This is a genomic window from Fodinibius sp. (assembly GCF_041642155.1).
GTDB lineage: Bacteria > Bacteroidota > Rhodothermia > Balneolales > Balneolaceae > Fodinibius.
Genome location: NZ_JBEPWZ010000007.1, coordinates 1 through 17,538 on the forward strand (window position 1 = coordinate 1; position 17,538 = coordinate 17,538).

15 protein-coding genes are annotated in these 17,538 nt (G+C 53.7%); all 15 read right to left on the reverse strand.

Going from position 1 to position 17,538, the window contains the following annotated elements; all coding sequences use genetic code 11:
• Positions 1 to 17 precede the first annotated feature (17 nt).
• Positions 18 to 1,355, reverse strand: a complete 1,338-nt coding sequence (gene ftsZ / locus ACESLU_RS01140) for a cell division protein FtsZ (protein ID WP_372633951.1) — start codon at positions 1,353 to 1,355, stop codon at positions 18 to 20.
• Between the two features lie 63 nt (positions 1,356 to 1,418).
• A complete protein-coding gene (gene ftsA / locus ACESLU_RS01145) occupies positions 1,419 to 2,684 on the reverse strand; it encodes a cell division protein FtsA (protein ID WP_372633954.1) in 1,266 nt (421 codons plus the stop codon).
• 116 nt (positions 2,685 to 2,800) lie between these two features.
• Positions 2,801 to 3,553, reverse strand: coding sequence for a cell division protein FtsQ/DivIB (locus tag ACESLU_RS01150; RefSeq protein WP_372633957.1), 753 nt, complete (start codon positions 3,551 to 3,553; stop codon positions 2,801 to 2,803).
• A 68-nt stretch (positions 3,554 to 3,621) separates the two neighbouring features.
• On the reverse strand, positions 3,622 to 5,022 hold the full coding sequence (gene murC, locus ACESLU_RS01155) for a UDP-N-acetylmuramate--L-alanine ligase (protein WP_372634013.1): 1,401 nt from the start codon (positions 5,020 to 5,022) through the stop codon (positions 3,622 to 3,624).
• Positions 5,023 to 5,048: 26 nt separating this feature from the next.
• A complete protein-coding gene (locus ACESLU_RS01160) occupies positions 5,049 to 5,189 on the reverse strand; it encodes a hypothetical protein (RefSeq protein ID WP_372633960.1) in 141 nt (46 codons plus the stop codon).
• Positions 5,186 to 6,298 (reverse strand): undecaprenyldiphospho-muramoylpentapeptide beta-N-acetylglucosaminyltransferase, encoded by a 1,113-nt coding sequence (murG, locus tag ACESLU_RS01165; protein ID WP_372633963.1) that lies wholly within the window; start codon positions 6,296 to 6,298, stop codon positions 5,186 to 5,188. Before murG ends, ACESLU_RS01160 begins: the two co-directional genes overlap by 4 nt.
• A 37-nt stretch (positions 6,299 to 6,335) precedes the next feature.
• Positions 6,336 to 7,526, reverse strand: coding sequence for an FtsW/RodA/SpoVE family cell cycle protein (locus ACESLU_RS01170; RefSeq protein WP_372633966.1), 1,191 nt, complete (start codon positions 7,524 to 7,526; stop codon positions 6,336 to 6,338).
• A gap of 123 nt (positions 7,527 to 7,649) precedes the next feature.
• Complete coding sequence (gene murD / locus ACESLU_RS01175; protein ID WP_372633969.1) at positions 7,650 to 9,023, reverse strand: UDP-N-acetylmuramoyl-L-alanine--D-glutamate ligase; 1,374 nt, start codon at positions 9,021 to 9,023, stop codon at positions 7,650 to 7,652.
• Positions 9,020 to 10,156 (reverse strand): phospho-N-acetylmuramoyl-pentapeptide-transferase, encoded by a 1,137-nt coding sequence (mraY, locus tag ACESLU_RS01180; protein ID WP_372633971.1) that lies wholly within the window; start codon positions 10,154 to 10,156, stop codon positions 9,020 to 9,022. The genes murD and mraY overlap by 4 nt, the downstream gene beginning before the upstream one ends.
• On the reverse strand, positions 10,156 to 11,640 hold the full coding sequence (locus ACESLU_RS01185) for a UDP-N-acetylmuramoyl-L-alanyl-D-glutamate--2,6-diaminopimelate ligase (RefSeq protein WP_372633974.1): 1,485 nt from the start codon (positions 11,638 to 11,640) through the stop codon (positions 10,156 to 10,158). The genes mraY and ACESLU_RS01185 overlap by 1 nt, the downstream gene beginning before the upstream one ends.
• A 41-nt stretch (positions 11,641 to 11,681) precedes the next feature.
• Complete coding sequence (locus tag ACESLU_RS01190; protein WP_372633976.1) at positions 11,682 to 13,835, reverse strand: penicillin-binding transpeptidase domain-containing protein; 2,154 nt, start codon at positions 13,833 to 13,835, stop codon at positions 11,682 to 11,684.
• Complete coding sequence (locus tag ACESLU_RS01195) at positions 13,836 to 14,255, reverse strand: hypothetical protein (protein WP_372633979.1); 420 nt, start codon at positions 14,253 to 14,255, stop codon at positions 13,836 to 13,838. It lies immediately after the preceding gene.
• Between the two features lie 20 nt (positions 14,256 to 14,275).
• A complete protein-coding gene (gene rsmH / locus ACESLU_RS01200; protein ID WP_372633982.1) occupies positions 14,276 to 15,211 on the reverse strand; it encodes a 16S rRNA (cytosine(1402)-N(4))-methyltransferase RsmH in 936 nt (311 codons plus the stop codon).
• Complete coding sequence (gene mraZ / locus ACESLU_RS01205) at positions 15,198 to 15,665, reverse strand: division/cell wall cluster transcriptional repressor MraZ (RefSeq protein ID WP_372633985.1); 468 nt, start codon at positions 15,663 to 15,665, stop codon at positions 15,198 to 15,200. Before mraZ ends, rsmH begins: the two co-directional genes overlap by 14 nt.
• A 387-nt stretch (positions 15,666 to 16,052) precedes the next feature.
• Complete coding sequence (locus ACESLU_RS01210; protein WP_372633987.1) at positions 16,053 to 17,534, reverse strand: glutamate synthase subunit beta; 1,482 nt, start codon at positions 17,532 to 17,534, stop codon at positions 16,053 to 16,055.
• Between the last annotated feature and the right edge of the window lie 4 nt (positions 17,535 to 17,538).

Consider the following 17,538-nt stretch of genomic DNA (forward strand, 5'->3'; position numbering starts at 1 on the left):
TCCGTCATCAGCTTTTCTCAATCCATGATCTTGCGAAGAAAAGCCGGCTGGTCGGAATCGGACTTGTCTATTCGTTCGCGCCGGTTGTTAAGTAATTTATCGCCTTTTTGCTGTTTCTTGGGTTGCTCCCGTTGCTGTTCTTCTTCCTTTTTGTCCAGTGAGTGGATGTTCTTGAGTCCCCGACGGTGGATGGCCGGCTGGTCCATATGCTTCAGGTTTTTCTCTCCTTTGTAAAAAGGCTGGTCGGCAGATTTTGAATAGCGGGTTTGTCCCGTCACCTCACTGGTAGTGGGCATCTTCAGATCGTCTGATGCCGGTTTGCTGGACGAGCTGTTGCTCTCCTTTTTGTTGGGAGCGACACGGGCTTCATTTCGGTTATCCGCCAGGTCAAAACCGGTGGCGATGACTGTCACCCTCAGCTCGTCATCAAAGCTCTCGTCGAGGACGGTCCCCAGGATGATCTCGGCGTCTTCGCCGGCCTCCTGCTGAATGATGCTGGTAGCGGTGGTTGTTTCCCTCATACCCAGGTTGGCGCCGGAGGAAATGTTGACAAGCACGTTACGGGCTCCGCGGATGCTTACGCCGTCGAGCAGGGGTGAGTTAATGGCCTCGCGCGCGGCTATTTCCGCACGGTCTTCGCCGGTGGCATTGGCGGCTCCCATGATGGCCGCTCCGCCGTCGAGCATGGTGGTGCGGACATCAGCAAAGTCGAGGTTAATGAGTCCGGGCATCAGGATAAGATCCGAGATACCGCGGGTCGCATTATAAAGCACCTGGTTGGCATGCTCAAAGGCTTCAAGCAGGGTGGTATCCTCATCCGCAATATTCATGAGCCGTTCATTGGGAATAACGATAACGGTATCGCTGTTCTTTTTGAGCTCGGTGATCCCTTCGCGCGCGTATTTCATCCGCTTGGGTCCCTCGCACTCAAAAGGGGTGGTGATAATGCCCACCGTGAGGATGCCTTTTCGTTTGGCAATGCCAGACACCACGGGAGCACCCCCGGTACCGGTTCCGCCTCCCATTCCGGCCGTCACAAAAACCATGTCGGCCCCTTCGATCGCCTCTTCAATTTCATGGCGGTTTTCTTCCACGGCTTCACGCCCTATTTCGGGACGTGCACCGGCGCCCAGCCCATTGGTAAGATTTGCACCTACCTGGATGGTGATATCAGCGGTGCTGTTTTTAAGCGCCTGGGCGTCGGTGTTCAGTGCGATATACTCTACACTGGTCAGACCCTTGTGGATCATGTTGTTGACGGCATTGCCTCCGCCGCCGCCTACGCCCACGACTTTTATCTTTGCGTTGTCCTGACTGTCGATGTCAAAACTAAAACGAGAATTTAAGTTGCTCATAATTGACTCCTTGTTTAGATTGCTTTTTGTTTTTTTACTTGATTGCTATGCTATTATTTATCTTTAAAGTTCTTTGAACCAGCTTTTCATGCGGTCGGCCAGCCGTTCCATCACTTTTTCCACGCTGGAACCCTTGGTAGAGGATGGTACGATGGCCTGGTTCTGTGGACCGCTTCCTGTTTTGATGGCGTGCATGACCAGTCCCACGCCGGTGGCAAAAATGGGATTATTCACTTCCTCGGTCAGTCCCCCGCTGAGTCCCATCGGTTTGCCGACTTTGGCGTCCATGCCGAGCACTTCGTTGGCGAGGGGACATATGTTCTTGATGAGCGAGCCGCCGCCGCTCAGTACGACGCCTGCGCTGAGGGCGTCGGCATAGCCGCTTCGTTTTGTTTCGATGGCGACGATCTCCAGGATCTCTTCCATACGCGCCTGGATGATTTTGCCTAAAATGCTTTTGGTGATTTCTTTCGGGGGACGCCCGGCAATGCCCGGCACCGTGATCGCTTCATCATCTTCAATCAGGTCGATGTAGGCTTCCCCGTGGTTGCACTTCAGCTTTTCGGCCTGGTCGTCCAGCACGCTGAGCCCCATACGAATGTCGTCCGTCACTTTTTTGCCGGCGATGGCAATGACGGCGGTATGGCGAATGGTGTTATCCTGGAAGATAGCCACATCGGTGGTGCCCCCGCCGATATCCACAAGCACGACTCCGGCTTCCTTTTCTTCGTCGTCGAGCACGGAATAAGAGGAGGCCAGCGGCTCCAGGATGATATCGGCCACCTGGTAGCCGGCGCGTTCCACGCAGCGGTAGATATTTTTGGCGGCCGAAACGAGTCCCGTTATAATATGCACCTCCGCCTCCATCCGCATGCCGCTCATGCCCACCGGATCACTGATACCGTCCTGCCCGTCGACCACAAATTCCTGGGGAATAACATGAAGAATTTGCTGGTCGGTCGGCAGCATAATGCGCTGGCAGTCCTCGAGGAGGCGCTCCACGTCATCCACCGTAATCTCGTTGTCTTTGTTATTGATCGTGATCACCCCCTTGCTGCGCATGCTGCGGATATGGTCGCCGGCAATCCCCACATTGACCGAGTTTACCTCGATTCCCGACGCCAGCTGGGCCTGTTCGACGGCCGTTTTGATGGCGTTCACGGTTTTGTCGATATTGACGACCACCCCGCGATTGAGCCCTTCGTTCGAGGCTTTCCCCACCCCCAAAATGTGGATTCGATCCTGTGGATCAATGGAAGCTACGACGGCACATACTTTGGTCGTTCCGATATCCAATCCAACTACAATTCTGTCTTCTTGCTCTTTCATAATGTTATCCACGTACGGTTATATGATTATTTAATCTCAATGTTCTTATGTGTCGTCCTGGTCGTGCGCTACAACGCCGAAGCGAATTCGGTGCAGCGCGCACGGTAGTTATCATTTCATTGTTCACGCGTTACGATCTGTTCCTGAAATCTCAGGTCGATCGATTGCATGTTTTCAATTCCTTTTTGTTTGATGATTTCTGCGTAAAAAGCTTCCCAGTTTCTCAGCCGGGTGTTAAAATCCTCCTTCCCGAATAGGAGCTTTACGCCATGGTCATTCGTCAGGGCAACAATGCCGTTCTCCGTCCACGCCACTTCACTGATGGTGGCGTTGCTGACCGGCTTCTCCCGGAGTTGAGCCAGAAAATTGGCGGCCGCCCCCGCATTCCGGCCGCTTAGCGTATCGCCGGGGGGATGGGCGTCAAAGCCGTATAAAAGAGGTACATTTACGGTTTGGCCCGGGACCGGCTGCAGCAGGATACCGTCGCGGTCGATATACATTTCGCTGCCTTCGCCGGGCAGCATGGCGACAGGCTGCCGTTCGGAAATATGTATGGTAATATTGCCGCTGGGTTCCACATCCATTGCCGCGCGTTTCACGTAAGGCATCTGTTCAAACCGGCTGATGATCTCCAGCGAATTCAAGCTGTCCGGATGGAGACCCGTGGGGATCTCGAACTCGCGCAGCTGTTCTTCGGTGACAAAATGATGGCCCTCAAAATAGATCTCCTGTACTTTCATCTTTGAACTCCAGTACAAACCCGCTACGACGGCCAGCCCAAGCACGAAAAGAGCACCTCCCACCCAGGGAAGGGGATTGACCCTGCTTTTGGAATCGTTAGTGCTGGTATGTGACTCTTTTTTTGTCATAACTATTTTTTTGTGGTTTTCCTGCATCCCGGCGGCGCCGGGACAAACGTTACATCAGAAGATGGTATTCATTGCTTAAGCGTTGATATTCCGGATTCCAATTCCTCAACAAATGCTTCGCCGTATTCATAGATGTCACCGGCTCCCATCGTGATCACCACATCGCCGGCTTCGACGATCTCCTTCAGTCGTTCCGGCAGCTTCTCTTTGTTTTGCACGTAATGGACCTGGCGGTGGCCGTATTCCCTGGCCGCATCCGCAATGAGCTTGCCGTCGACGCCTTCCACAGGTTCCTCCCGCGCGGGATAGACGTCTGTGATCACACAGACCTCCGCATCAAAAAAAGAGAGCCCGAACTCTTTGTAGAGCTCTTGGGTTCTCGAGTAAAGATGCGGCTGGAATACCGCTACGAGCCGGCGGTCCTTCCATCCCTTCCGGGCCGCGTTCAGGGTGGCCTGGACTTCCGTGGGGTGGTGGGCATAATCATCAATTACCATGACGCCACTGTGGTCGGCTTTCAGCTGAAAGCGGCGGAAGACGCCTTCAAAACGCTCCAGTCCCGATTTTATCTGATCAAAGTCAATATCGAGTTCAAGTCCCACAGCCACAGCCGCCAGGGCATTGCGTACGTTATGCTCGCCGGGCGCCCGGAGCGTAATCCTGCCTAACGATTCTCCTTCGTTTATAACTGTAAAAATGCTGTTAAAATGGTCGGCCTCGATATCCGTGGCCCGGACTTTAGCCTGGGGGGTCAGACCGTAGCTTATGGTACGGCGGTCAATGGACGGGATGATACTCCGCACGTTGGGATCGTCGAGACACAGCACCACAGCGCCATAGAACGGTACCTTGTTGGCAAAAGCAATAAATGCTTCTTTGACGTCCGCGAGGTTGTCATAAATATCAAGATGCTCTGCTTCGATATTCGTAATGACGGCCAGGGAGGGACTCAGCCGGAGGAACGTCCGGTCGAACTCATCGGCTTCAACAATGATGATGTCGCCTTTGCCGACCACGGCGTTGGTCTCGGAAAAACTGTGCACCTTGCCCCCGACGATAATCGTCGGATCAAAATGACCGTCCTGAATCACATGTCCGGTCATGGTCGTGGTTGTCGTCTTGCCATGCGTTCCGGCGACACCGATGCCATACTTCATGCGCATCAGTTCCGCGAGCATTTCGGCTCGCTTAATGACGGGCAGGCCTTTTTCAATAGCAGCTTTGGTTTCTATATTTTCTTCCGCTTTAACGGCGCTGGTATACACCACGACGTCGGCGCCTTCAATATTTGCCGCATCATGACCGATTGCAATCTCGGCCCCCAGCTCGCGCAGCCGCTCTATGGTTTCGCCCGTATTGGCATCCGACCCGGAAACGGTATAGTTCTTCTGCAACAGGATCTCGGCCATGCCGCTCATGCCGATCCCTCCGATGCCGACCATGTGAATATGGCGGGTACGTCCGAATATGGGTTGTGGTTGAATCTGCTTAGTCATTAGTCGCTTCTTTTGATCAGTTGAATACCCGCTTCTGCCGCAGCGCTGCACAACGAAGACCCGGCGTTGCCGGGGAAGGGGGTGCGATACCCTCCGCCTGCGGTGCTTTTTTTATGTTTCCGGGGTACTAATTGGTTCATAGCGGCCTTTTATTGCTTACCAGTGTTATAATTTCGTTGGCAATGGTTTTAGCGGCTTCCGGCCTCGCCAGTTTCAGCGCCGCTTTTTGCATGGCCTTCAGCCGCTGCCGGTCGGTTATCAGCTGTTTGACCAACCCGGCAAGCGTTTCACTCAGCTGGTCGTCCGCAAGCCGTTCGGCAGCCCCTTCCTGGACCATCGACTCGGCATTTTTGGTTTGATGGTCGCCTGCCACATTGGGCGACGGCACCAGGATGCTTGGCTTGCCGGTCAGGGCCAGCTCCGAGCAGGAGAGGGCCCCGGCACGGCTGACCACCAGGTCGGCCACCGCGTAGGCTTCCGGCATCTTGTGCAGGAAGTCGGTAAGCAGCAGGTTTTCAAAATGAGCCGGTTGTATATCGTCCCGCAGCCGCTCGTAATACCGCTCGCCGCACTGCCAGATAACTTGCAGCTGCATCTCATCGTGCAGCCTCGAAATATGCTTTGTTATTGCCTCATTGATGCTCCGCGCGCCGCCGCTGCCGCCGAGGATCAACAGGGTGGACCTGCCCGGATCAAAGCCGAAGTGCTCATAGGCTTGCTTCGGGTCGGCACTCGTCAGTGATTTTCTCGTCGGGTTGCCGGCCAGCACAATATGATCCCGCGGGAAGAACGCTTCCGCCTCTTTAAACGCCGTAAAAATGAGCTCTGCGCTTTTGCCCAGCAGCCGGTTCGTGACGCCTGGAAAACTATTTTGCTCCTGTATTACGAGGGGATAGCCGCTTTTTGCAGCAACCCAACCCACGGGCCCCGCAGCATATCCACCGCAGGAGATGACGGCATCCGGCCTGAAGGTATGGACAATTCGCAGGCTTTGAACCAGGCTGGTACCCAGCTTGACTGGGAAAAGCAGGTTTTTGAGGGTTAACCGACGGTGAAAGCCGCTTATCCAGATGCTGCTGATGTCGTAGCCGGCCCGCGGTACCGCTTCCCACTCCATATGGTTTTTAGTACCGACAAAAAGAAACTCCGTATCGGCATACGCTTCCCGGAGGGCATCAGCGATGGCGATGGCGGGGTATACGTGTCCCCCCGTCCCCCCGGCGGCAATGAGGAACTTCAGCGTGCCCATGGGAGCAGCGGTTGAATCTGGTATGTCTGCGGCATTATTATGCATAAAACACGGCGTTTTTACCGTTACTGTATTTAGATATATTCATAAGAATTCCGATCATTAATCCCGAAAAAAGCGTGCTGGTCCCGCCATAGCTAACAAACGGCATCGGAAGCCCGGTGACCGGCAGCAGTCCGCTGGCGACACCCGCATTAACAAAACCATAGAGGACGATCGCCAGGGTACATCCCACAGCCAGCAGCATTCCGAGGGTATCCGGTGCATTCTTGGCAATTTTGCCGATACCGCGGAACAGGATTACGGTAAAAAGCAGTAAGAGCAGGGCCGAGCCTACCAACCCGTATTCTTCGGCGATAATGGCAAAAATGAAATCATTATAGGGAGCCGGGAGAAAATCGCGCTGGGTGCTTTTGCCAATGCCGACCCCGAATAGTTCCCCCTGGGCAATAGCGATGTGGGCCTGTTGGGCCTGGTATCCTTCTTCGACATTAAACTCATCGCTTTTGATTTGTACGACCTGTTCGATGTAGTTATCAATACGGCTTTGACGTTCCGGCGATTGCCAGATCAGCACAGACGCTCCCAGCAAACCGATAATAACCAGCGTACCCAGCTGAAACGAACTTACGCGACCGACAAACATCAGCAGTATGGAAAGTCCCATAAGGATAGCCGCACTACTGAAATCCTCGATGCCGATGAGTCCGCAGGTAATGAGCACCCAAAACAGAATAGGAAGAAAAGCACGCTTGAAATCCTTGATATATTCCTGCTTTTCATCCAGCAGTACCGAGACATGGATCAGCAGGGCAACCGTGGCAAATGACGAAGGCTGAAAGGATAATCCCCCGATATCCAGCGATCGCCTGGCTCCGAATATTTCCGTGCCGAAGACCAGAACGGCGATGAGAAGTATCCAGCTTATGATCATACCGAAGCGGCTTAACTTGGCCAGGGAGTGGTAATTGATCTTTGATGCGATAAGCATGCCCAGAAAAGCGATACTCAGCTTCAAAATATGTCCCATAACCAGGCTGCCGGCCGAGGTATGCTTGCTTTCCGCAAAAAATGCAATAGCCGAATACACCGCCAGGGTCCCGAAAATCATAAGGAGGACGACCGAGACCAGAAGGACCCGATCGCTGCCCTGGCTGGGCGTATCGATCTCGTCCGGGCCGGTGCCCATTATGGACGATATATTTTTATTGGGTGTTGTAAAGATCACTTTGGGGTACGTTCCAATGGTTAAGGTTCAACGGGTACACAGATGCGCATGATGCAGGCTTCGCTCACAAGGCTTTGGTTATAAAGGTGATTTTGGTCTGCTGTTTATCAGTTGTCATGGTATCTACAGCCTGTTTACGGCTTTCTTAAATTCATTACCCCGGTGCTGGTAATTCTCATACATATCGAAAGAGGAGCAGGCGGGGCTCAGCAATACGACTTCTCCTCGTTTTGCGTTTCGTTTGGCCATCCGAACGGCTTCGTTCATGGTACCGGCCGTTTTAAAATGGGGTACGATCGCCTTGAGCTGTTCTTCGATCATCGGCGTTGCTTCACCGATAGCGATGACGGTGTGTACCTTTTCGCGAATCTGATCCACCAGTTCCCTGTAATCGTTTCCTTTGTCCCGTCCCCCCAAAATCAGGGTAAGGGGCACGTTGAAACTATCCAGGGCATACCACACGGCATTGATATTGGTAGCCTTGCTGTCGTTGACATATCGCACGCCGCCGACGGTACGGACCTGTTCCAGGCGATGTTCAACCCCTTCAAAGGAGCTGAGGCTTTCCCGGATCACATCGCTTTTGATCTCCGAGGCCCGGGCGGCCAGTGCAGTGGCCAAGCCATTATTTAAATTGTGTTTTCCGGAAAGGTTCACATCGCTTATAGGCATCAGAATCTCTTCTTCTCGGTTAAAGGTTAGTATGATCTGTTGATCGCGGACAAAAGCCCCGTCGATACCGGAAAGTTCCTTCCGGATGGAAAAGGCCAAAAGCCGTGGAGCATCTTCTTTTTTTTTAAGGGAGTCCACATGCCCGGCAATGGTCTTGTCGTCATAATTATAGATCAGCCAGTCGCCGGACGACTGATTTTCCGTAATGCGAAATTTCGCCAAGGCATAGTTATTGAAATCATGGTCGTATCGGTCCAGATGATCCGGAGTGATATTCAACAGCAGGCTGATACGAGGATGAAAACTGCGAATATGGTCCAGCTGAAAACTGCTGACCTCCAGCAATACGGCTTGTTTCTCCTGTGCGGTATCGATGGTATCTGAAAACGCATAGCCGATATTTCCGGCTGTATGATGCTCGATACCCGCCAAATTCCACGTATGATCCAGCCAGTTGGTGACCGTTGTCTTGCCGTTGCTGCCGGTGACAGCCACAATAGGCGCCCGGTTGAACCAGCTGGCAACTTCAATCTCTGAGAACACCTCTTGTCCGGAATTCAGGTAGCGCTGAACCAGCGGGGCCTGCGTGGGCACGCCCGGGCTGATGACGGCGAAGTCGGCCTGTTCCGCCTTTTCGGTGTGTCCCCCCTGCTCAAACGGGATACCCTGCCCGGTGAGTGCTGAGCGTACGGACGGATCCAGCTCGTTGCGGTCCGTAACAAACGGCTCTGCTCCCTTCCGTTTCAGCAGGGAAGCGACAGCCAGCCCGCTGCGGGCGCCGCCGATCACAACAATATGTTTGTTTTGCACGTCCATCATCATCATCGCAGCTTCAGGGTTAGCAGTCCAAGGATTCCCAGCAGTACGGCTATGATCCAGAATCGGACAACGATCTTGGATTCCGGCCATCCCTTTTTTTCAAAATGATGGTGGATGGGAGCCATCAGGAAAAATCGCTTGCCTTCGCCGTATTTACGGCGCGTATATTTGAAGTAGGTCGTCTGGATGATCACGGAGAGGGTCTCCATGAAGAAGATGCCGCATACGACGGGCAGCAGCAGCTCTTTGTGAAGCATCAATCCCAGTGCTCCGAATGCACCTCCGATAGCAAGAGAGCCCGTATCACCCATAAAAACGGAGGCGGGATAGGTATTATACCAGAGGAAACCCATACAGGCTCCAACCAGGGAAGCGGAAAAAATCGTCAGTTCCCCCGCTCCGGGCAGGTACATAATATTCAGAAAACTCGAAAAGTCCGTTCGTCCCGACACATATGCAAAAATCCCCAAAATGAGTCCCGCTATAGCCGAAGTCCCGGCCGCCAGTCCATCGAGTCCGTCGGTAAGGTTGGTCGCATTACTGACGGCGGTAATGACAAAAATGACAACCGGTATGTAAATGACCCAGCCCAGGGCTTCACCCAGAAAGGCGTAATCGATATTGACATTCTTCAGGAAGGGGACCGTCGTGAGGGTATTAAATTCCTGGAAATCCGGCCAGAAGTAGAGCACGCAGCCCAGGAGCAGTCCCACGCTTACCTGTCCCGCTATTTTGAGACGCCCGCTGAGTCCCGATTTATCTTTTTTAACGACTTTGATATAATCATCCACAAAACCGACGATGCCCAGTATGAGGGTAACCAGGATGATCATCCAGGTGTAAATGCTGTCCATCCTCATCCAGAGCAGGGCGGGAATGAGTACCGCCAGCAGTATGATGATTCCCCCCATGGTTGGCGTATGAGCTTTACCCAGGTGGGTGTCGAGGCCGATGTCGTCGCGAATAACTTCGCGAAGCTGCATCTGTTCCAGCCACGTGATAATCTGCCGGCCGATCATGATGCTGATAAACAGGGCCATTGCCGCGGCTACCGCAGCCCGGGTCGTAATAAATTCAAACGCGCCGAATCCGGGCGGCTGGTAATTAACTTCAAGCCAGTTGATAAGTTCGTATAACATCAGGTCCCCGCAGGTTTGGTGTTCCCATTTCTGTTCCTGCCGCCTAATGCTTCGCGCGCCACGAGTCGGTCATCAAAGTCGCGTCGCTGTCCGCCGATCTCCTGGTAGGTTTCATGTCCCTTCCCGGCCACCAAAATCATTGAATATTTGTCGGCGGTACGGATGGCTTTTGCAATAGCGTCCCTGCGATCGGTAATACGTTCTACCGACGAGGGGTCCCCGAATCCCGTCATGATGTCCTCAATAATCGCCTCGGGATCTTCATCGCGGGGATTGTCGGAGGTTACGGTGATTTTATCGGCATACCGTTCTGCCACGGCCGCCATCTTTGGCCGCTTCGCTTTGTCGCGATTGCCGCCGCAGCCGAATACCACGTGGAGTACCTGCTTATCCTTTTTTAACTCCGACAGCGTACGAAGTACATTTTCCAGGGCGTCGGGCGTGTGGGCATAATCTACCAATACGACGGGAGTATCGTCTCCGGGCGTTGCGACGCGCTCCAGTCGGCCGGGCGCTCCGGGGGCCCTTTCAAGGGCCTCCGCTATGGCGTCGTCATTAAAGCCGAGGGCGCGGCAAATCAAAAAGGCTTCGGTGATGTTGTAGGCATTGAATTCGCCCATTAACCTGCTTTTGATCATTCTTTTGCCGATACGGACGACCAGTCCCTCCGTACTGTTTCCTAAAATCTGGCATTCCACGTCCAGCGCTTTGCTGAAACTGAAGGTGATGGTTTCGGCGGGAGTGTCGGAGATCATAAACAGCGCCTGCTCGTCATCGCCGTTGATAATGGCGGTCGCCTTCTCATCGAGGGATTCAAACAGCTTTTTTTTGGCGAGGGCGTAATCGCGCAGGGTATGGTGGTAATCCAGGTGATCGTGGCTCAGGTTGGTAAAGGCCGCGATATCAAAGCGGATGCCGCTCACCCGCTGCTGGTCCAGGGCATGGGATGAAACTTCCATCACCAGGTGGGTATGTCCCGCATCCGCTATCTGCCTCATATCCGAAGCCAGTTCTATGGGGTCGGAAGTGGTAAGCCTGCTATCGAGCACGCTGTCATCGATATGCTTGCCCACGGTTCCCAGCAGGGCTGCTTTCGTATCGAGTGACCGCAATACCTGGTAGACAAGAGTGGACACGGTGGTCTTGCCGTTGGTACCGGTAATGCCGATCACGTTCATCTCATCGGCGGGGTTGTTCTCATAGGCCTGGGCCAGCGGACCGAGCAAAGCACGCGTATCCGCCACCCTGAGTATAGCCGCTTCCCCGGCCAGCGGGATCTTCTCTTCACAGATAACGACCAAAGCCCCCCTGTCGACAGCTTCTTCCATAAACTGGTGTCCATCTGACTGCAGGCCCCGGATGGCTATAAAGACATCCCCGCCCGTCACTTTGCGCGAGTCGTGACGCAGCATGCCGATTTCTTCCGGCTCCGGCCCGGAGACGTCCATCGGTTCGCAAAGTGTTATGAGTTTATTAAAAGTCAAAGTAGTGGATGTCCGGTTGGTTACAGTTAATTGCTGACTAGCTAATTGCTGACTAACGTGTTGAGGGTTTTTGATTTGCCGCGGACGGTAATCGTTTGTCCCTTCTTCATCTGCTCGCCGGGACGCGGAAACTGGGAATACACGGTTCCCGAGCCGATCATTTTTATTTTAAAGCCTCGTCCGGCAATTAACCGGGTGGCTTTGCGCATGCTCATGCCTCCCACATCCGGAATAACAGAATGTCCCTCGGGCAGGTCTGTTGTATCTGTCAACGTCATTTGTCCCGATAGCTCGACCGTGACCTCGTCCGTGGGGTTCAACGCCGATCCGGCGGCGGGTTTTTGCGCTGATATCCATTCGCCCGCGCCCTCTGCGCTGTATGAAATACCCTGCTGCCGCAGGAGTGATTTTGCCTCTTCCAGCGTGAGGCCTCGCAAGTCCGGTGCGTACGCCCACGCATCGTTTTCAGTGCCCTGTTCTATAATCTGTTTTTCGATTTCATTATCCAGTCCTGCAATTCGTTTCGCCGTCTGCTGAAACACGGGTCCGGCGGTCCACCCGCCGTAGGGAGGATAGGTCTCCGGCTCATCCAGGATAACGAGAGCTACATATTTGGGATTGTCCGACGGGAAAAATCCCACGAAAGAGGAGCGGTAGGAATTACTGTATCGCCCGTCAACCAGCTTTTGGGCCGTCCCCGTCTTCCCGGCAATCGTCAATCCTGTAACCTGGGCCTTTTCGGCGGTACCGGAGTCAGAAACCACGCGCTTAAAAGAGGGATACAATTTTTTTAATGTTTCTTTTTCAGCAATTTGACGAACCACTGTGTGTTCCTGTTCCCAGACGATATTGTCCTCGCTGTCTGCAATTTTACGGACCATATAGGGTCGCATCATTTGTCCCCCGTTCGCAAAAGCGGCGTAGGCTTGCGCCAGTTGAATAGGAGTGACCTGTACTTCATAACCGATAGACATCCAGGGGAGACTGACTTTGCTCCATTCGTAGGGCTTGGGCAAGCGGCCGGTTTCCTCGTTGGGCAGGTCGATATTCGTGGGGGTGCCAAACCCCAGGTTCCGGGCATACTGGTAGAAGACGTCGTCAGACAGCCTCATGGCGATCTGTGACGTGGCTACGTTGGACGACTGCTCGATCACTTCCGAGAAAGAGAGGGTCCCCAGCGGATCGTGATCCCGCATCCACTGGCCGTGAATCTGAACTTTCCCGTCTTCCGGGGTTTCGAACTGTTCTTCAAAAGAAACTTTCTCCTGTTCGACAGCCGTAATGGCCGTGACCAGCTTGAACGTCGATCCCGGTTCAATCATATCCGAAATGGCAAAATTCCGGCGGTTGCTCTTGTTCAGGGAAGCCGAGTTATTGGGGTTGTAGGTGGGGTAATTTGCCATTGCCTTGACCGCCCCGGTGGCCGGATCCATTACGATAGCTGTTCCATAGTTCGAATCCGTGCGTTCGATACCGGATTTCAGCTCCTCCTCCACTATGGCCTGGATGTGAGAATCGATGGTGGTATAGAGCGCGTGCCCGCTTCTGGGCTGTTTCCGGGGGGCGCCCACATAGGCGTAAATGCGCCCATCACGTCCCCGGCGTACCTGCTGGACCCCATCTTCCCCGTCCAGTTCTTCGTTATACTGGTTTTCGAGCCCGGTCATTCCCGTGATCTCATGGTTCACATATCCCAGCGCGTGGGCGGCCAGTGATCCGAAGCTGTAGCGGCGCTCATATTCCTCTTCCAGGATGACGCCGCGTATATCCATCTGCCGGAGCGCCTCGTATGCCCGGGCTTCTATGTTTTTGCCCAATACCACGTAGCGCGATCGCTGCGGGGCGGAATTTATTTTTTGGAGGTACTGTCCCGACGACTCGTACTGGTATTTGCCGAGTGTATCGCATACCTGCTGAATCTGATCCCGGGTAAGGCCGCTTATTTTCGGGTCGATAGCTACCCTGTAGGCGACCGTATTCGTAGCCAGCAAGCTGCCGTCGTCATCATAGATGTTGCCGCGCTGGGCGGGAATAGGGATATAGTCGATCGCCTGTTCGCTCCAGAGCTCCCGCAGTTCCGTTCCCTCCCAAAAGTTAAGGCGGAAGAGCTGCATACCGATGGCACAGGGTACTAACAGTACCAGCCCGAAAATCACAAACATGCGATTCAATATGCCCGATTGCTCGTTTTGCATCTACTCCTCTGCCTCTATCTCTATCACCTTTTCGGCGGGACCGCCGTTAATGAAACCCAACCCTTTGGCCTTGTTATATATTTCGGCCGGACCGATCATCTGGTCGTAGGTAAGGCGGTAATTGCTGTGCAGGCGTTTCGTCTGGTTGTATTCGCGCTCCGCCTGCTGTACTTCACGCAATAATTCCTGGGTGGCAAATACATGCTTCAGATAAAGCATGCCCAGAAGTCCCAGTACGATAGCTCCTGTTATAACCTTCCAGGGCTTGACTTTTGGAAAAGGGATACGGTTCTTTTTGCCTTTCTTTTTCCTGACCCTTTTGCCGTAAACCCGTCCACCGGAACCGGATGTACACCTGGCAGATTTTTTTTTGCTCTTTTTTTTCTTCCTTTTATTGGGACGCACGTCGTCCTTTTTCATGGGGGATTTTACCAGCATACTTATACCTCCGGAAGATTAATCTTTTCAGCGACCCGCATTTTTGCACTGCGTGCAGCCCGGTTCTTATTGATTTCTGCTTCGGTGGGACGAATGATCCCGCCGGATATTTCCTCGATGGGGGTCAACGGGTTGCCATAAAAATCTTTCTCGATTTTTCCCTCGTGATTTCCCGCCCTGAAGAATTTCTTTACAATGCGATCTTCAAGCGAGTGGTAGCTGATGGCCACAATGCGTCCCCCCGTACGAAGGATTTCCAGCGATTGTTCCAGTCCCTCGCGAAGCATGTCAAGCTCGCGGTTGACTTCGATGCGGATCCCCTGGAACACCCGCGCCACGCTTTTGATCTGATGTTTGCCGTACACTACGGCTTCCACCGCCTCGCGCAGTTCGGTAGTGGTTTCGAGGGGACGCCGGTCGATAATTTCGCGTGCTATTTTTCGGCTGAACCGCTCTTCCCCGTAATGGTAGATCACATCGCGAAGATCTTCGTAGGAGTATTCATTGACCACCTGGTACGCTGTGACTCCCCGGAGGTTGCTCATCCGCATATCCAGCGGACCTTCCTCCTGGAAGGTAAATCCCCGCCCGGCGTCGCTAATCTGGTGGGTTGAAACGCCCAAGTCGAGAAGGATTCCGGATACCTCACCCTGTAATTCCGAGGGTAGTAATCGTGTGAGGTACCCGAAATTGCCCTTTATGGAAGTGAAACGGGCGTCATCGCCAATACGGGCATTCGCCGCCCTGAGTGCCTCGTCATCCTGATCGATACCGACAAGCCGGGCGTCACTATTTAGTTGAGACAACAATGCCAGGCTGTGTCCACCACCGCCGAGCGTAGCATCAATGTAGATACCGCCGGGATCCGTAATCAGGTACTCTACGGACTCATCCAGCAATACCGGTTGATGCTCATGGTATGTTTCATTCTTGGTCATCGTTGTCATTGTCGGTCATCACACGCTCAAAAAGTTCTTGATACGATTCAAAGTCCAGGCCCGAATCGATTTCATCCAGCTTGGCGGGCGACCATATTTCTATGCGTTCGCCGCTGCCGATAAAGATGGCTTTTCCGTCGATTCCGGCCCAGTCAGTAAGTTGTGAAGGGAGTGGAATGCGGTTTTGATTGTCCAGGGACAGATCTTCGGCAAAACGCAGGAAGTTGCGCTTTACGGTGCGACCCTCTTTGGTAAAGCTGTTAATCCCGGAGAGCTGGTCCTCAACCTTTTGCCATTCATCCTCTGGGTAGAGATAAAGGCAGGGTTCAAGACCTCGCAATATGGTAAAACGCTCCTGCGCCTGGGGATTGAGAGCTTTGCGCAGTTTAGCCGGGAAGCTAACGCGTCCTTTACTATCTACACTATGTTTATATTGGCCCTTGAAACTAGGCATATAAAAGACCCCAGAATTACAGCGATTATAATCGAATTCGACGAGTGGATGTGAACTCCCACATTCTACCACTTCACCCCACAATGTACCCCGAAAGGGTGTAATATGTCAAGAACTTATTACAAAAAATCAAATTGACCGCTAATCAGATAAGGCAGTGGCTGGGAACGGGGCCGGGGAGAGGGGGGCAAGGCTTCGAAGGGGAGGGATGTACCCCGAATTTTTTAGTGATAAACCCGGGTTAAGGAAAAGAAATGGGTTTGGCCCGGTAGGTCAATGTCCAAAAAAGGGTACAGGGTGGTAGAGTGTGGGAGAGAAAGGTTAAGGGACAGGCGGGGGATCCCGCCCAACTAACCGGCAACCGGTAATGAACACCAATAACCCCGGTCAGGGCAGTTCCGTGGTCCCCATCAGGTACCGGTCGCATTCGCGTGCGGCCCCGCGCCCTTCGTTGATCGCCCAGACAATCAGGCTTTGTCCCCGCCGCATGTCGCCGGCGGCAAAAACGCCATCTACGCTGGTGTGGTAATCGCCGTGCTCCGCTTTGGCGTTGGAGCGCTCGTCCCGTTCTACTTCGAGCTGTTCCAGTACCGGGTTTTCCGGCCCCAGGAAGCCCATGGCGAGCAGCACAAGGTCGGCTTTCCAAACTTTTTCCGTACCGGGGATCTCCTCGGGCACTTTACGTCCGTCTTCATTGGTTTTCCATTCAATGCGAACCGTATGTAATTCCTTGACGTTCCCTTCTCCGTCCCCCACAAATTTTTTGGTCATCACCTGGTATTCCCGTGGGTCGTCTCCAAAACGGGCCTTGGCCTCCTCCTGGCCATAGTCCACTTTATAAATGTGAGGCCATTCGGGCCACGGGTTGTCCTCACCCCGGCTCTCGGGCGGCTTCGGCAGGATTTCGAACTGGGTCAGCGTTTTGCATCCGTGCCGCATCGAAGTGCTTACGCAGTCGGTGCCGGTGTCGCCCCCGCCGATGACAATTACATCCTTATCCCCGGCAGAAATGAACTCCTTTTTGTGCTCGTCGTCCAGCAGTTTCTCCACATTGGCGTGCAGGAAGTCCATCGCAAAATGAATCCCGTCAAGATCGCGGCCTTCGATCTTCAGATCCCGCGGTTTCGTCGCTCCGCCGGCCAGGATGACCGCGTCATATTTTTTGGTCAGCTCAGGTGCGGGAATATCGGTCCCGATCTCCGTCCCGGTAACAAATTCGATTCCTTCTTCTCTCAGGAGGTCAATCCTGCGTTCCACGACGGACTTCTCCAGTTTCATGTTGGGGATGCCATACATCAGCAACCCCCCGATACGCTCATCCCGCTCGTAGACGGTCACATGGTGGCCGGCCTTGTTTGCTTGCGCCGCGGCGGAGAGACCGGCGGGACCGGAGCCCACAACAGCCACTTTCTTGCCGGTGCGGCTTTCCGGCGGATGGGGCTGAACCCATCCCTCTTCAAAGCCTTTGTCGATGATAGCCTGCTCAATATTTTTGATCGCCACGGGAGGTTCGATGATCCCGAGCACGCAGGAGCCTTCGCAGGGGGCCGGGCACGCCCGGCCGGTAAACTCCGGAAAATTATTGGTTTTATGCAGGCGGTGCAGCGCCTCTTTCCATTTGCCTTTGTAAACCAGGTCATTCCATTCCGGGATCAGGTTATGCACGGGGCAGCCCATGGTACGGCCCTTCTTGTCTTCACCGGTTTGGCAGAAAGGAATTCCACAGTCCATACACCGGGCCCCCTGCTGCTGAAGTTCTTCTTCCGTTAAATGTTCATGCAGTTGATCCCAGTCCTCTACTCGCTTTTTGGGATCTCTGCCCGGAGCTTCTTTACGCTCAAACTCCATAAAACCAGTTGGTTTACCCATAGTA

What these genes read in the sequence shown, in the direction of transcription:
- ftsZ (WP_372633951.1), bottom strand. Translation starts at nt 1,355, where the DNA reads ATGAGCAACTTAAATTCTCGTTTTAGTTTTGACATCGACAGTCAGGAC.
- ftsA (WP_372633954.1), bottom strand. Translation starts at nt 2,684, where the DNA reads ATGAAAGAGCAAGAAGACAGAATTGTAGTTGGATTGGATATCGGAACG.
- ACESLU_RS01150 (WP_372633957.1), bottom strand. Translation starts at nt 3,553, where the DNA reads ATGACAAAAAAAGAGTCACATACCAGCACTAACGATTCCAAAAGCAGG.
- ACESLU_RS01160 (WP_372633960.1), bottom strand. Translation starts at nt 5,189, where the DNA reads ATGAACCAATTAGTACCCCGGAAACATAAAAAAAGCACCGCAGGCGGA.
- murG (WP_372633963.1), bottom strand. Translation starts at nt 6,298, where the DNA reads ATGGGCACGCTGAAGTTCCTCATTGCCGCCGGGGGGACGGGGGGACAC.
- murD (WP_372633969.1), bottom strand. Translation starts at nt 9,023, where the DNA reads ATGATGATGATGGACGTGCAAAACAAACATATTGTTGTGATCGGCGGC.
- mraY (WP_372633971.1), bottom strand. Translation starts at nt 10,156, where the DNA reads ATGTTATACGAACTTATCAACTGGCTTGAAGTTAATTACCAGCCGCCC.
- ACESLU_RS01190 (WP_372633976.1), bottom strand. Translation starts at nt 13,835, where the DNA reads ATGCAAAACGAGCAATCGGGCATATTGAATCGCATGTTTGTGATTTTC.
- ACESLU_RS01195 (WP_372633979.1), bottom strand. Translation starts at nt 14,255, where the DNA reads ATGAAAAAGGACGACGTGCGTCCCAATAAAAGGAAGAAAAAAAAGAGC.
- rsmH (WP_372633982.1), bottom strand. Translation starts at nt 15,211, where the DNA reads ATGACCAAGAATGAAACATACCATGAGCATCAACCGGTATTGCTGGAT.
- mraZ (WP_372633985.1), bottom strand. Translation starts at nt 15,665, where the DNA reads ATGCCTAGTTTCAAGGGCCAATATAAACATAGTGTAGATAGTAAAGGA.
- ACESLU_RS01210 (WP_372633987.1), bottom strand. Translation starts at nt 17,534, where the DNA reads ATGGGTAAACCAACTGGTTTTATGGAGTTTGAGCGTAAAGAAGCTCCG.